This is a genomic window from Streptomyces sp. NPDC050617 (genome assembly GCF_040654795.1).
GTDB lineage: Bacteria > Actinomycetota > Actinomycetes > Streptomycetales > Streptomycetaceae > Streptomyces.
Genome location: NZ_JBFAIS010000007.1, coordinates 75,968 through 89,106 on the forward strand (window position 1 = coordinate 75,968; position 13,139 = coordinate 89,106).

Sequence of the window (13,139 nt, forward strand, 5' to 3'; positions counted from 1 at the left end):
GACTTGCTCCTGGTCTTCGGCTCGAAGAGCGCGCGCCAAGAGATCTCCGCTCACCTCTCGAAGTCGCCCTCAGCTGTGGCCGGCCGGGAGCAGGATCGATCGGCCAGGGGGCTTGGGGAAGGGGTGGCATGATCTAGGTATGACGGAACGAGAGTTCGATGTCGATGCGTTTCTCTCCCGGCCGCTCACCGCTCGGGTGGCCACCAACGGGCCGACTGTGCGGCCTACATGGTTTCTCTGGGAGGACGAGTCCTTCTGGATCCTGACCGGGCCGTGGGCGAAGTTGCTGGGCCGGGTTCAGTCCGATCCCGCGATCGCGCTCGTCGTCGATGTGTGTGATGTCGAAACGGGCTCGGTCAGGCAGGTAATCGCCCGTGGGCAGGCGGAAATCCTGCCGTTCGACGTGGAGCGGGGGCGGCGGAAGCTCAGCCGGTATCTCGGTACGGACGAAGACAAGTGGGACGCCCGCTTCCGCCGCTACCTGCTCGACGACCCGGCCGTGTCGGGAGCCGCCTGGGTACGGCTGCGGCCCGCCTCGTTGACCGCCAAGGACCTCAGCTATTCCGTTTGAGGGGCCGCCCTACCGGTGGGGCGGTAGGGGGGTGGGTGTCGGTTTCGTCTCCAACCCCCACCCGGCAACACCCGGCCCCTATGCCTCTCTACCTCAGCCCTTCAGCCGCTCCCCCAGCTCCTCCGCGTCAGCCACGAACCATGTCTGCCGGCCCCGGTTGCATTCGCGGATGAAGTCCCTCAGCGCCGAACTGCCCTCCGTATAACCGGAGATGTCGCCCATGACCACCAGGCCCACTCGGTAATTGACGAACTTCTGGACGATGTCGCCGGCTACTCGAGTGTTCAGTTGGAAGAAGGAACCGTCGAAGCATTCGACGGGGATGACGACCCATTGGGCGCCCTGGTAGGAGGCATTGCCGATGAGGTCCAGAACGTCGCGTTCAGCGGCGATGGGTTCGCCGTCGGGCTCGCATATCAGGACTGGGACGTCATGGATCGTCTGCATGGTGCTCATGGCAGGGCTCATAGCAGTCGAGCCTAATTCCTGGCGGGAACGCGGTCGACGCGATTCTTCGCGCCCTCGGCCCGACCCGCGTCAGGCCAGTTCCTTCGCCACCAGCGCGGCCGTCTTCGCCACCAAGGGGTTGTCCGTCGGGCCCTTCGGGTCGAACTTGGTCGAGAGCACCGAGAGGACCAGCGGGGAGCGCTTCGGGGGCCAGACGACGCCTACGTCGTTGGCCACGCCGTACTGCGCGCCGCCGCCCGTCTTGTCCGCCAGGATCCAGTCGGCGGGGAGGCCGGCGCGGAATCGTTCGCCATCGGTGGTGTTGGCCACCAGCCAGGCCGTCAGCCTTTTGCGGTCCTCAGTCGGCAGTGCGCGGCCCACGATGAGGCGAGCGAATGTCTTGCCGATCGCGGCGGGGCTGGTGATGTCCGTCTTGCGCCAGGGCTCCGCCGAGTTCAGTTCCGGCTCCCAGCGGTCGAGCCGGGTCGTACCGTCCCCGATCGAGCGGCAGAAACGGGTGATCGCGGTCGGGCCGCCCAGTTCCTGGAGCAGGAGATTGGCCGCCGCGTTGTCGCTCTCGCCGACGGCGGCGGCGCACAGCTGCTCGACGGTCAGCCCGTTCGCGATGTTCTCCGGCTTTCCGGTGACCGGGGTATAGCCGGATTTCTTGACGAGCTTCTCGGTGTAGCGGATGCGCTTGGCCAGAAATTCGCCGTCGCGATCGAGGTCGCGCAGGACCGCCGCGGCCGTGAGCACCTTGAATACCGAGCACATCGGAAAGCGTTCGGCGGCGCGGTACGAGACCGTCGCTCCCGTGTCCGTATCGAGGGCGTACACCCCGAGCCGCGCCTTGTACTCGTCCTCAAGCGCCCGCAGCTGCCGGGAGATGTCCCCGCTGGGCTGCGGCGTCGCGGCATGCGCCCTGCCCGTACCGCCGGCGACGGTCAGCAGAGTCGCCAACGCCGTACCGGCGCCTACGCCCAATACCGCTCGGCGGGAGGGAGCGGCTTCAGTGATGTGCACAGTTGGCCTCCTCTTTCTCTTTCCTTCTCAGCCGAGTTCTTGTCAGCTGAGTTCTTCTCAGCCGGGTTCTCCTCGGCCGGGTTCTTCTCGGCCGGGTTCTCCTCAGCCGAGATTCCGCAGGAAGCGGGCCGCCACCGGTCCCGCGTCCGAGCCGCCGGAGCCGCCGTCCTCCAGGAGCACCGACCAGGCGAGGTCGGACGAGCCCTGGTAACCGATCATCCACGCGTGGGTACGCGGCGGGTTCTCGGTTCCGTACTCGGCGGTGCCCGTCTTGGCGTGCGGCAGGCCCGGCAGGTCCTTCAAGGCGTGGCCCGAACCCGAGGTCACCGTCGCGCGCATCAAGTCGCGCAGGTCGGCGGCCACCTTCGGGGCGAGGTCGCGGGAGGCCCGGAACTTCTTGCGCACCGCGTCCGGAACCAGCACCGGCTGTTCGAACTTCCCGTTCTTCACGGTCGCCGCGATGGACGCCATCACCAGCGGCGACGCCTCCACCCGCCCCTGTCCGATGACGCCCGCGGCCTTGTCGTTGTCGCTGGTGTTGGCCGGAACGCCGCCGTTGTACGTCTTGGCGCCCACATCCCAGCCGCCCCCGATGCCGAACGCCTGGGCGGCGTCCCGCAGCGCGGTGTCGGAGAGCTTGCCGCGGGCGCCGACGAAGTACGTGTTGCAGGACTGCGCGAAGGCGTCCTTGAACGTCGACCCCTCCGGCAGTACGAACTGATTCTGGTTCTCGAAGCGCTGGCCGTTCACATGCGCGAACTTCGGGCACGGCGCTACGTCCCCGGGCCGCACCCCCTGATCCAGCAGCGCCGCCGTCGTGACGACCTTGAAGGTCGAACCGGGCGGATAGCGCCCCTCCAGCGCGCGGTTCATGCCGCCGGGCTTGTTGACGGCGGCGAGGACGTGACCGTTGCGCGGGTCCACGGCGACGATCGACGCCGTCTTCTTCACCCCCGACAGGGCGTCGGCCGCCGCCCGCTGTACGCGCGCGTCGATGGTCGTCCGTACCGGGCGGCCCTCCTCGGACTTCCCCCCGGACAGCGTCTCCAACGCCTCGCCGCTGCGGCGGTCCGCCACCACCACCGACTTTCGCGGGCCCTTGCCCCCGGAGAGCTGCTCGTCGTAACGGGCCTCAAGCCCCGAGACGCCCTTGCCGCTCTTGCCGTCCACCACCCCGACCAGCGAGGCGGCCTCCAGCTTGTCGCCTTTACTGTCCAGAATGTCCGCCCTGGCGGAGTTCGCCAGCGCGAGCGTCTGTCCAGGCCGCATCTTCGGGTGCACCATCGACGTGGTGAACTCCACCGTCCACTTGCCGGACTTCTGGCGCACCTGCGCCTGAGAGTCCCAGCCGTACTCACCGACGCCCGGTACGCGCATGTTCACCGTGAACGGAACGCGTACGTCACCGTCGCCCTTCCGCTCGCCCCGCCCGGCGGTGATCTCCGTGCTGGAGGGCTTGAGGTTCGTCATGACCGACGCGATGAGCGACTTGGCGCCGTCCGGCGTGTCCGTGTACGTACCGGCCTGCTCGGCCTGGCCCTTCTGCCACGCGCCCAGGAAGTCCTGAAGGCGCGCCCGCGCGGCGGTGACCTGCGGATCGGAGGAACCGTCGTCCCCCAGGAGCCGGTACCCGGCGTACCCGCCGCCCGCCACCAGCACAACGAAGGCCAGCGCGCCGAACGTCCACTGCTTGCCGCTCCACCGCCGACGCTGCGCGCGTCTCTCCCCGCCGCCTCGGTACGGAACCTCCCAGTACGGAACTTCCCCCTGTGGATCTTGCTGGTGCGGATCTCGCTGGTGCGGATCTTGTCGGTACGGCACGCCCTCTTCGTACGGCACGCCCTCTTCGTACGGCGCGTCTTCGTGGTTCGGCACGACGTCCTCCTTGGGGGCCGGTTCGGTGCGCCCAGTGAAGTCCGCTCTTCAGCGCCATGTCGAATACACTCTCGACTCGGAAGTGATTCGATCTCGATATAAGCGCACGTCAGGGAGGTGCGGTGCTTACCGAACGCCATTTGGAAATCTTCGTCGCGCTGGCTGAGGAGGAGCACTTCGGCACCGCCGCGCAGCGCGTGGGCATCACGCAGCCGCCTCTCTCGCAGGGGCTGCGCCGACTGGAGGCGATGCTGGGCGTCCGCCTCTTCGACCGCGGCCGCGGCGTCACCCTCACCGACGAAGGGGCGCTGCTGCTCCCCCACGCCCGCCGGGCGCTGGCCGCGCTCACGGAACTCCGCGAGACCGGGGCCCGCGAGCAGGCCGACGGCCGCCGGCTCAGGCTGGGGCTGGCCCCCGAGGTGCCGGCGTGGGTCGCGGCGGCCGTGGCGGCCGCACCCGGCCGCGCCGGGGAACGGAACCGCATCACCGTGGTGACGGCCCCGACCGCCACGCTGCTGTCCGAGACCGCGGCGGGGCGGCTCGACCTCGCGGTGATCCGGCACCCGGCGGTGCTGCACGGCCTGGCCGCCGGGCGGGTGGTCCTCTTCCCGACCTGGCTCCTCTCCCCCGCCGACCTCTCCTCCGACCCCGCCGACCTGTCCCCCGATCCCACCGATCCCGCCGATCCCGCCGCCGCATCGGACCAGCCCACCCAATCGGATGAGCCCGCCGGATCGGGCCAGCCTGCTGGATCAGACGAGCGCGCCGGATCGGATCAGCGCGCCGAAGAACACGTCGTACCGCAGCCGCGGCGCGGCACCCGGCGCCTCCCCGTCGCCGTACGCCCCCGCGAGGAGGCGCCCGCCGCGTACGACCTGTTCATCGACACCCTGGCCAGCCGCGGGCGCCGCGTGGAGACGGTCCCGGTCTCCGACGAACGGGCCGGGCTCGCGCTCGTCGCCGCGGGTCAGGCCGTCATGGTGACGGCCGACAGCACCCTGACCGCCCACGGCGTCGAGCGCGTCAGAGCCACGGACCCGCCCCTGCCGCTGCGGCTTCGGGTGGTGTGGGGCGCGCGGGGGCCCGACGCGGACGGAATCACGCAGACGGCGCAGTTGCTGGTGGAGGCCCTGTCACTACAGGCTCAGGCGTTGCAGGCCAAGGCTTTGGAGACCCGTTCCGCGGAATCCGGTGCTCCGGAGTCCCAGGAGCTCGAAGCGGAACCGGGAGCGGAGAAATGAGCGGGGCCAGGCGGGAGAACGGCGCGCAGCGCGCGATCCGCGGCATGTTCGCCGACGCCGGCGTCCGAGGGTGGCTGCACGTGGCGGATCTGCACCGTCCGGCGGCGCGCGTGGTGATCGACCCCGACGAGCCGGTGCCCATCGGCTCCGTCTACAAGGCACCGCTGATGGTCGCCTACTGCCGGCTCGCGGATGCCGGGAAGCTCGACCCGTGCCGGCGCGTGACGCTCGGCCCGGCCGACCGTCTGCCCGGCCCGACCGGCATCTCGATCCTGCGGGACCCGGTCACGGTCTCGCTGCGCGACCTGGTCGTCCTCATGATGACCGTCTCCGACAACACCGCCGCCAACGCGGTGCTGCACCGGGTCGGCACGGAGGCGGTCGACGAGGTGTGCCGGGATCTCGGGATGGCGGACACGCGCATCCACGGAGGCGTGGCGACCACGTTCGCCCAGCTGGTCGCGGAGACCGGGACCGATTCGCTGAGCGACGCGCTGGAACGCATCTCCGACAACGACACGACGGTCCCCGCCGTCGTCTACAACCCGCTGTCCAAAGCCTCCGCCACGCCTGCGGACATGGCCCGGCTGCTGCACGCGATCTGGACGGACCGCGCGGCCTCCCCCGAGAGCTGCGCGTTCATGCGCGAGGTGATGGGCCGGCAGGCGTGGTCCCACCGGCTCGCCTCCGGGTTCCCGTACGACGACGTACGGGTGTCGGGGAAGACCGGCACGTTCGGGTCGATGCGCCATGAAGCGGGCGTGATCGAACTGCCCGACGGCGGCGCGTACACCGCCGTGATCTTCACCCAGGCGGCCCGCGCCGACAACAAGCTGCCGCGCGCCGACGCCGTCATCGGCGCCGCCGCCCGTACCGCCGTGGAGGAGCTGCGGGGCATGGAGGGCACGTAGGCGATTACCTGACAGGTAATCGACCGGCTCGTCCCTCTCCCGGCAGAGTGCTCGCAAGGCCGCGCCGACACCGCGGCTTCTCACATCAGCGGTACTCGAACCAGCGGTGCTGGCGTCAGTAGTACTGGCATGAGCGGTACTGGCATCAGCGGTACTCGTACTCGCGCCGGCAGTACTCGAATCAGCAGTACTCGAATCAGCAGTACTCGCTTCAGCAGGAGGGGATCCCATGACGACGTACGACTTCGCAGCCGAGCGCTACTTCGCCGCCTGGAACGCCGAGGGGGACGAAGCGATCGCCAAGGCCGTGTCCGAGGCGTTCACGGAGGAGGCTGCCTACACGGACCCGTTGGCGGACGTGGCGGGCCACGAGAACATCGCCGGCGTCATAGCCGGCGCCCACGGGCAGTTCCCCGGTTACATGTTCCAGCTGACGGGATCGGTGGACGGCCACCACCGCGTCGCCCGCTTCTCCTGGGATCTGGTGTCCAGGGCCGACGGCTCCTCCCCGGCCGGCGGCTTCGACGTCATCACCCTCGCCGAGGACGGCCGCATCAGTCGCGTCACCGGGTTCCTCGACCGGGTCCCGGGGGCCTGACCTGCCCGAATCGGCTCTCAGCTCACCATGTCCCGCAGGGCGGCGGCTGTCTCCTGGTCCGAGGGAAGGAACGTCTCGATGGCCAGCTCCGAGACAGTGACGTCCAGCGGCGAGTTGAAGGTCGTCAATGTCGAGATGAACGACAGCTGCCGCCCCTCCCACTCGATCACCATCGGCAGCGCGTAGGCGGCGTCGGCGAACGGCTTCACGGAGTCGACACCGCCCTCGGCATCGGCATCGGCGCTAACACCGACACCAGCACCAGCATCGGCACCAGCGATAACGCCGGCATCGGCGGAGAAGGCGGAGACCTCTTGATAGAGATCGGCGAGGGCCGCCGAGCCGCTCCAGGCGATCTGCCGCTCCATCTGGGCCAGCAGATGGGCTCGCCACTGACCGAGGTTGCGGATGCGGGGCGCGAGGCCCTCTGGATGCAGGGCCAGGCGCATGGTGTTGGCCTGCGGTTCCAACAGGTGGCCGGCGACTCCCGAGGCCAGCGCGAGCAGGCTGCGATTGGCTGCCACCACGTTGTAGAGGCTGTCGTGGACGAGAGCCGGATTGGGCTCGTGGGCGGCCAGCAGGTGGTCGAGTTCGCCGCTGAGCGTCTTCATGTCGGGGTCGCCCAGCGGTGACTCGGGGAATACGGGGGCGTACCCGGCGCTGATCAGCAGAGTGTTGCGGTCGCGTACGGGTACGTCCAGGAGTTCGGCGAACCGCAGCAGCAGCGAGCTGCTGGGCTTGGCCCTGCCGGTCTCGATGAAGCTGATGTGCCGGGCGGAACTGTCCGCCCGGGAGGCGAGCTCCAGCTGGCTCACCTTGCGCCGGGCGCGCCACCTGCGCAGTAACGCGCCGACGCTGGACACATCAGGCGACTGCGGCGCTCGGCCGGTCGCCGCCCGGCGGGGCGGGCCGGGGCGGGAAGCCGTGTCGTGTCGCATCGGGCGGTCGGCGGCGTTCACAGGCGCCGGACGCGCAGCACGCCGGTCAACATCGGGAGCGTGAACTCGCCGCCGGCCGTCTCCGGCCTGCTCGCGAGGTACTCGCGGATCCGGCTCAGGGTGGCCTCTTGTTCCTGTTCGGGCATGACCAGCACCCCCGCGCGCGTGGCGAGGGTCGCGACGAGGGAGTCGGCGGTGCGGCGCTGCCCGTGCGGGAACTCGGCCTGTTCCGGTGAGCCGAACCAGGCGGCCCCGCCGGTCTTCGGAAGGTGCATGGCGGCGGTGGCGGTGCGCCAGGTGGCGGGCGTGTCACGCGGGCCGATGACCGCGCTCCCGCCCACCCGCGCGAGCCCGGCGACCCACTCGGCCTCGTCGTCGAAGACGTTCCACAGGCCCGCCAGGACGCCGCCGGGCGCGAGGACCCTGGCGATCTCGGGGCCCGCGGCGGCCATGTCGAACCAGTGCATGGCGTTGCCCGCCAGCACGGCGTCGACGGACGCGTCCGGCAGCGGAATCGCTTCGGCGCTGCCCGGCAGGGCGCGGGCGGTCGGCAGCGAGCGGCGCAGTTCGATCAGCATCGCCGGGTCGGGTTCGACCGCGATGACCTCGATGTCCTCGGCGCCCGACACAGCGGCCGACGACGCGGCCGGCGACGCGGTCAGTGTGGCGGTCAGCTTGCCGGTTCCGGCGCCGAGGTCGAGTACGCGCGGACCGGGCGCGTTCTCGAGGGCCCAGTCCACCGCCGCCCGCGCGTAGTCCGGACGGTGCTCGGCGTAGGCGACCGCTACCGTGCCGAACGACGAGGAATGAAGCTGCCGTTCATCCTGATCCATCCGGTCACCGTAGCGATGCCGCCCGCTGCCGACCACCCCTGTCCTGCTCTCCCGCCGGCCTGCTTCCGTCGGGCTGCTGCCGCCGGGCTGCTCGCGCCGCCCCTTCAGTCATCGGCTCCTTACGACCCCAAAAACCTCATGAGCCACACAAGCCTCACGAGCCCCATAACCCACCCTCATGAGGACTCCCGCTCCGTCAGCTCCGTCGGCAGCACCACCTGCGGGCGGTCCGCCGTGCGTTCCTCGATCTCCTGAAGGAGTACGCGCGCCATGGTGCGGCCCATCTCCTCGATCGGCTGGCGCACGCTGGTCAGCGGCGGGTCCATGTGGCGGGCGACGGCGGAGTCGTCGAAGCCGACGAGCGCGACGTCGTCGGGGACCCGGCGGCCCGACTCGCGGAGCACCTGGCGGGCGCCGGAGGCCATCACGTCGGACGCGACGAAGACCGCGTCGAGGCCGGGCCTGCGGTCGAGGAGTTCGCGCATGGCGCGGCGGCCGCCCTCCTCGGTGAAGTCCGCGGGCGCGACGAGGAGGTCGTCGGGGGCGTGCCCGGCGGCCGCGAGCCCCTCGCGGTAGCCGTCGAGGCGGCACTGGGCCACATACATGTCGAGCGGTCCGGTGATGGTCGCCACGGCGCGCCGGCCGCGGGCGCAGAGGTGGGCGACGGCCTGGCGGGCGCCGTCCACGTTGTCGGAGTCGACGTAGGCGACGGTCTCGCGGGCGGAGCGGCGACCGCTGAGCACCGCGGGCATCTCGATCTCTTCGAGCAGGTCGGGCAGCGGGTCGTCGGCGTGTACGGACACCAGGAGGACCCCGTCGACGCGGTGCGCGGCGAGGTAGTCGGCGAAGCGTTTCCGCTCCTTGGGCGTACGGATGAGGGTGAGGAGCAGCTGCATGTCGGTGTCGGCGAGTTCCGCGCCGACACCCCGGATCACGTCGGAGAAGTACGGCTCGGCGAAGAGCCGCGTCTCGAGTTCGGGGATGACGAGCGCGATGGCGTCGGAACTGCCCGCCGCGAGGGCGCGGGCGGCGCGGTTCGGCACGTAGCCGAGCTCGGCGACGGCCTGCTCGACGATGGCGCGGGTGCGTTCGCTGACCCTCGGCGAACCGTTGATGACCCGTGAGACCGTGCCGCGGCCGACGCCGGCCCGTGCCGCGACCGCCTCCAGAGTGGGTGTGGCGCGCCGCGCGCCACGCCGTGTGGTCCCACCGGTCGCCGCCATGTCTGCCTCCACAGGATGTCGCACCGCACACCATCGAATCCGCTGCTACCGCTTACCGCCGCCGCCTCGGCCGGGGTGGTCGGAGCGGTCGCGGGGGCACGGTCGCGGCTACTGTCCGCCGTCACACCGCCGGGCTGCGGCGGCTCTTCGCCGCGTCACGCTTGGGAGCGCTCCCACAGTACCCGAACCACCCATACCCCAGTACGCCCTGATTCACGCAACGCGTCGGTACGGAACAGTAGTTGATCAGGGCGGCATGCCCGAAGCCCCGGCGGGACGGATCGCCCGCCTTCGGCCCGTAACCGCCCACCCGCCCGTCCGCCGGTTCGCCCGCCCGCCCGTCCATCCGTCGGCCCGTTCCGTCCACCCGCCCTCGCTCCCGCACGTCCACCCGTCCCCGCTCCCATACGTCCGCCCGTCCCCGCTCCCGCTCCCGCTCCCGCTCCCGGGGAATTCGACGACGCGGACCGCACTCGCCGGGCCCGCCCGGGGGTACGTACCCCTGCGGGCCGTCATCATGGCCGAAGCGCTGTCCGGTACCGCATGCGTGTCGCGTCGGCACCGCGCGGCGCGCCCCCGGGCCCCGTTTCACGGCCCGGCTCCGTCCCGGTTCCGAGTCCGTTCCCGCCGCCATCCGACTCCTCTCCAGCCCTCTCACAAATCCCCCTCCAGCCCTCTCACACCCCCTCCGGTCACCCCACAAGCCCCTCCAGTCACCCCACAAGCCACCTCGAACCGCCTCGGGCAACCTCAAGTCGCCCCAGGACGCCTCGGACCAGCCGAAATGCCGCTGTCCTCTGCCCCGCCGCTTCGCTACCCGCTACCCCGTCTCCCCCGTCTCCCCCGTCCAACTCCCCCCACGCGCGACCACACTCGCCCATGCGTGAACACTCGTGAACATGCGTGTGCGCACATGCACGCATGCACTCGCGTACGCGCCCGAACAACACCTGAATTTCTTCACTCACCCCCTTCACCTCGACTATGGGAGCGCTTCCATGACGTCCGAGTCCGAGACAGCCAGCTTTCCCGACGGCTTCCTCTGGGGCGCCGCGACCGCCGCGTACCAAGTGGAGGGCGCGGCACAGGAGGACGGCCGCGCGCCGTCCATCTGGGACACCTTCAGCCGCGTCCCCGGCAAGGTCCGCGGCGGCGACACCGGGGACATCGCCGTGGACCACTACCACCGCTGGCGCGACGACGTGCGCCTCATGGCGGACCTGGACCTGAACGCCTACCGCTTCTCCGTCTCCTGGCCGCGCGTGCAGCCCACCGGCCGGGGCCCCGCCGCCCGGCGCGGCCTCGACTTCTACAGCGCGCTCGTCGACGAGCTGCTCGCGCACGGCATCCGGCCGATGCTGACCCTCTACCACTGGGATCTCCCCCAGGACCTGGAGACGGCCGGCGGCTGGCCGGAGCGCGAGACCGCCCGGCGCTTCGCGGACTACGCGCACCTCGTCGCGGAGGCGCTCGGCGACCGCGTCGAGCTGTGGACGACCCTCAACGAACCCTGGTGCAGCGCCTTCCTGGGGTACGGGGCGGGGGTGCACGCCCCCGGCCGTACGGACCAGGTCGCCGCGCTGCGCGCCGCGCACCACCTCAACCTGGCGCACGGGCTCGGCGCCGAGGCGCTGCGCGCCGCCCTCCCCGCGCACGCGCAGCTCTCCGTCGCCCTCAATCCCAGTGCGGTCAGGGCCCGTTCGCAGTCGGCCGAGGATCTCGACGCTCAGCGGCGGGTGGACGCGCTCGCGACCCGTATCTTCACCGGGCCGATGCTCCACGGCGCGTACCCCGACGACCTCGTCGCGGACACGGCGGGTCTCACGGACTGGTCGTTCGTACGCGATGGCGATCCGGCCGTCATCAAGCACCCCCTCGACGGGCTGGGCATCAACTACTACACGCCCTCAGTGGTATCAGCCGCCACTGACAATCACGCTCCGAGGGCCGACGGCCACGGCGCCGGCGAGTACAACCCCTGGCCCGGCGCCGACGACGTCGCCTTCCATCAGCCGCCGGGCACGCGCACCGCCATGGACTGGTCCGTCGACCCGAGCGGCCTGTACGACCTGCTGATGCGCTTCTCCCGCGAGGCCCCCGGCCTGCCGCTGATGGTCACCGAGAACGGCGCCGCCTACGACGACGAGCCGGACCTGGAGGGCGCGGTCCACGACCCGGATCGGATCGCGTACCTGCACGGCCATCTGAACGCCGTGCACCGCGCCATCGGCGACGGAGCGGACGTGCGCGGGTACTTCCTCTGGTCGCTGCTGGACAATTTCGAGTGGTCCTACGGCTACAGCAAGCGGTTCGGCGCGGTCCATGTGGACTACGCGACCCAGGCCCGTACGCCCAAGTCCAGCGCGCACTGGTACGCCCGGCTGGCCCGTACGAGCCAACTGCTGCCCGAGGTGCCCGGCATGTACGACGGACCGGAGGAAGGCGGTCCGGAGGAAGGCGCGCCCGGGGGCGGCTGCCCGGGTCCCGGAGAGGCGGCGGCGGGCGAGGTCGCGGAGCGGCCTTTCTGAACCAGCGCCCCCCGCCGGCCGATACGGCGGAAGGCGGAAGACCGTCGTTTCAGCGGAAGACCGCCGGTGGCGGCGCCGGGGAAGGCCGCGCGTCAGCGTCGCCGACCGGCGCCGCGCCGCCGGTGAAGTCCAGCAGCGCCCGGCCGTGTTCGACCCGCCCCGCCTGCGGGTCGGTGGCCGCGCGCCGGGTCAGCTCGGCGATCGGCAGCTCGCGGTCGGCGGCCAGCAGCACGGCGTTGCCGAACCTCCGCCCGCGCAGCACCGCCGGGTCGGCGGTCACGCACAGCTCGGGGAAGACGGTGCGCACCGTCGCGATCTGGGACCGCAGATGGGCGAGCGGCGGCCCGTCCGTCAGATTCGCGGCGTACCAGCCGCCGGGCCGCAGCGCCCGCCGCACCTCGCCGACGAACTCGGTGCTGGTCAGGTGCGCGGGCGTGCGGGCCCCGCCGAAGACGTCCGCGATGATCAGGTCCGCCCAGCCGTCCGGCACCTTCGCGAGCCCCGCGCGCGCGTCGCCGCCGCGCACCCGGATGCGCCAGCCGCTCTCCAGGGGCAGCTCGCGGCGTACGAACTGGACCAGCGGCGCGTCGAGTTCCACGATCTGCTGGGTGGAGCGGGGGCGGGTCGCCGCGACGTAGCGGGCGAGGGTGAACGCGCCGCCGCCCAGGTGCACCGCCTGGATCGGCCGCCCCGCGGGGGCCGCCAGGTCGGCGATGTGGCCGAGCCGGCGCTGATAGGCGAAGTCGAGGTGGGTGGGGTCGTCGAGGTCCACGTGGGACTGCGGCGCGCCGTCGATCAGGAGCGTACGGGCGCGGGGGCGCTCCCGGTCGGGCACCAGCTCCGCGAGCCCGCCGTCGACGGCCTCGGAGACCGGCTCCGCCGCCCGCCCGCGCCCCTGCTTCCGTCTGTCCTTCGCCACCCCACCAGTATCGCCCGCACCGCCGTCGCCCT

Annotated in this window: 12 protein-coding genes; 5 read left to right on the forward strand and 7 right to left on the reverse strand. The window is 71.3% G+C overall.

Features of this window, described 5'->3' with window-relative positions; genetic code table 11:
- Positions 1–139: 139 nt before the first annotated feature.
- Complete coding sequence (locus tag AB0I49_RS11990) at positions 140–571, forward strand: pyridoxamine 5'-phosphate oxidase family protein (protein ID WP_363226780.1); 432 nt, start codon at positions 140–142, stop codon at positions 569–571.
- Between the two features lie 93 nt (positions 572–664).
- Here AB0I49_RS11990 and AB0I49_RS11995 read toward each other — a convergent pair whose 3' ends face one another.
- The 3 genes from AB0I49_RS11995 to AB0I49_RS12005 form a co-directional block, all read right to left on the reverse strand.
- Complete coding sequence (locus AB0I49_RS11995) at positions 665–1,027, reverse strand: DUF4180 domain-containing protein (RefSeq protein ID WP_363226781.1); 363 nt, start codon at positions 1,025–1,027, stop codon at positions 665–667.
- 81 nt (positions 1,028–1,108) lie between these two features.
- A complete protein-coding gene (gene bla / locus AB0I49_RS12000) occupies positions 1,109–2,041 on the reverse strand; it encodes a class A beta-lactamase (RefSeq protein ID WP_363226782.1) in 933 nt (310 codons plus the stop codon).
- A gap of 102 nt (positions 2,042–2,143) precedes the next feature.
- Positions 2,144–3,700 (reverse strand): penicillin-binding transpeptidase domain-containing protein, encoded by a 1,557-nt coding sequence (locus AB0I49_RS12005; protein ID WP_363226993.1) that lies wholly within the window; start codon positions 3,698–3,700, stop codon positions 2,144–2,146.
- 338 nt (positions 3,701–4,038) lie between these two features.
- Between AB0I49_RS12005 and AB0I49_RS12010 the strand changes: the two genes are divergently transcribed.
- The 3 genes from AB0I49_RS12010 (at position 4,039) to AB0I49_RS12020 (ending at position 6,666) form a co-directional block, all read left to right on the forward strand.
- Positions 4,039–5,157: a LysR family transcriptional regulator gene (locus AB0I49_RS12010; RefSeq protein WP_363226783.1), complete on the forward strand. Its 1,119-nt coding sequence runs from the start codon at positions 4,039–4,041 to the stop codon at positions 5,155–5,157.
- Entirely contained in the window at positions 5,154–6,068 is a 915-nt protein-coding gene (locus AB0I49_RS12015) for a serine hydrolase (protein ID WP_363226784.1), read from the forward strand. Before AB0I49_RS12010 ends, AB0I49_RS12015 begins: the two co-directional genes overlap by 4 nt.
- A gap of 229 nt (positions 6,069–6,297) precedes the next feature.
- Positions 6,298–6,666 (forward strand): nuclear transport factor 2 family protein, encoded by a 369-nt coding sequence (locus tag AB0I49_RS12020; protein ID WP_363226785.1) that lies wholly within the window; start codon positions 6,298–6,300, stop codon positions 6,664–6,666.
- A gap of 17 nt (positions 6,667–6,683) precedes the next feature.
- Here AB0I49_RS12020 and AB0I49_RS12025 read toward each other — a convergent pair whose 3' ends face one another.
- From AB0I49_RS12025 to AB0I49_RS12035, 3 genes are all read right to left on the reverse strand, one after another.
- Complete coding sequence (locus AB0I49_RS12025) at positions 6,684–7,529, reverse strand: helix-turn-helix transcriptional regulator (protein WP_363226786.1); 846 nt, start codon at positions 7,527–7,529, stop codon at positions 6,684–6,686.
- A gap of 92 nt (positions 7,530–7,621) precedes the next feature.
- A complete protein-coding gene (locus tag AB0I49_RS12030; protein ID WP_363226787.1) occupies positions 7,622–8,437 on the reverse strand; it encodes a class I SAM-dependent methyltransferase in 816 nt (271 codons plus the stop codon).
- 176 nt (positions 8,438–8,613) lie between these two features.
- Positions 8,614–9,660, reverse strand: a complete 1,047-nt coding sequence (locus tag AB0I49_RS12035) for a LacI family DNA-binding transcriptional regulator (protein WP_363226788.1) — start codon at positions 9,658–9,660, stop codon at positions 8,614–8,616.
- A gap of 998 nt (positions 9,661–10,658) precedes the next feature.
- Between AB0I49_RS12035 and AB0I49_RS12040 the strand changes: the two genes are divergently transcribed.
- Positions 10,659–12,188 (forward strand): GH1 family beta-glucosidase, encoded by a 1,530-nt coding sequence (locus tag AB0I49_RS12040; RefSeq protein ID WP_363226789.1) that lies wholly within the window; start codon positions 10,659–10,661, stop codon positions 12,186–12,188.
- A 49-nt stretch (positions 12,189–12,237) separates the two neighbouring features.
- Here the strand turns inward: AB0I49_RS12040 and AB0I49_RS12045 are convergent, their stop codons facing one another.
- Positions 12,238–13,107, reverse strand: coding sequence for a fused MFS/spermidine synthase (locus AB0I49_RS12045; protein WP_363226790.1), 870 nt, complete (start codon positions 13,105–13,107; stop codon positions 12,238–12,240).
- Positions 13,108–13,139: the final 32 nt, after the last annotated feature.

Excerpts from the sequence above, each read along its gene's own strand:
- AB0I49_RS11990 (WP_363226780.1), top strand. The coding sequence starts at position 140 with ATGACGGAACGAGAGTTCGATGTCGATGCGTTTCTCTCCCGGCCGCTC.
- AB0I49_RS11995 (WP_363226781.1), bottom strand. The coding sequence starts at position 1,027 with ATGAGCACCATGCAGACGATCCATGACGTCCCAGTCCTGATATGCGAG.
- AB0I49_RS12015 (WP_363226784.1), top strand. The coding sequence starts at position 5,154 with ATGAGCGGGGCCAGGCGGGAGAACGGCGCGCAGCGCGCGATCCGCGGC.
- AB0I49_RS12020 (WP_363226785.1), top strand. The coding sequence starts at position 6,298 with ATGACGACGTACGACTTCGCAGCCGAGCGCTACTTCGCCGCCTGGAAC.
- AB0I49_RS12030 (WP_363226787.1), bottom strand. The coding sequence starts at position 8,437 with ATGGATCAGGATGAACGGCAGCTTCATTCCTCGTCGTTCGGCACGGTA.
- AB0I49_RS12035 (WP_363226788.1), bottom strand. The coding sequence starts at position 9,660 with ATGGCGGCGACCGGTGGGACCACACGGCGTGGCGCGCGGCGCGCCACA.
- AB0I49_RS12040 (WP_363226789.1), top strand. The coding sequence starts at position 10,659 with ATGACGTCCGAGTCCGAGACAGCCAGCTTTCCCGACGGCTTCCTCTGG.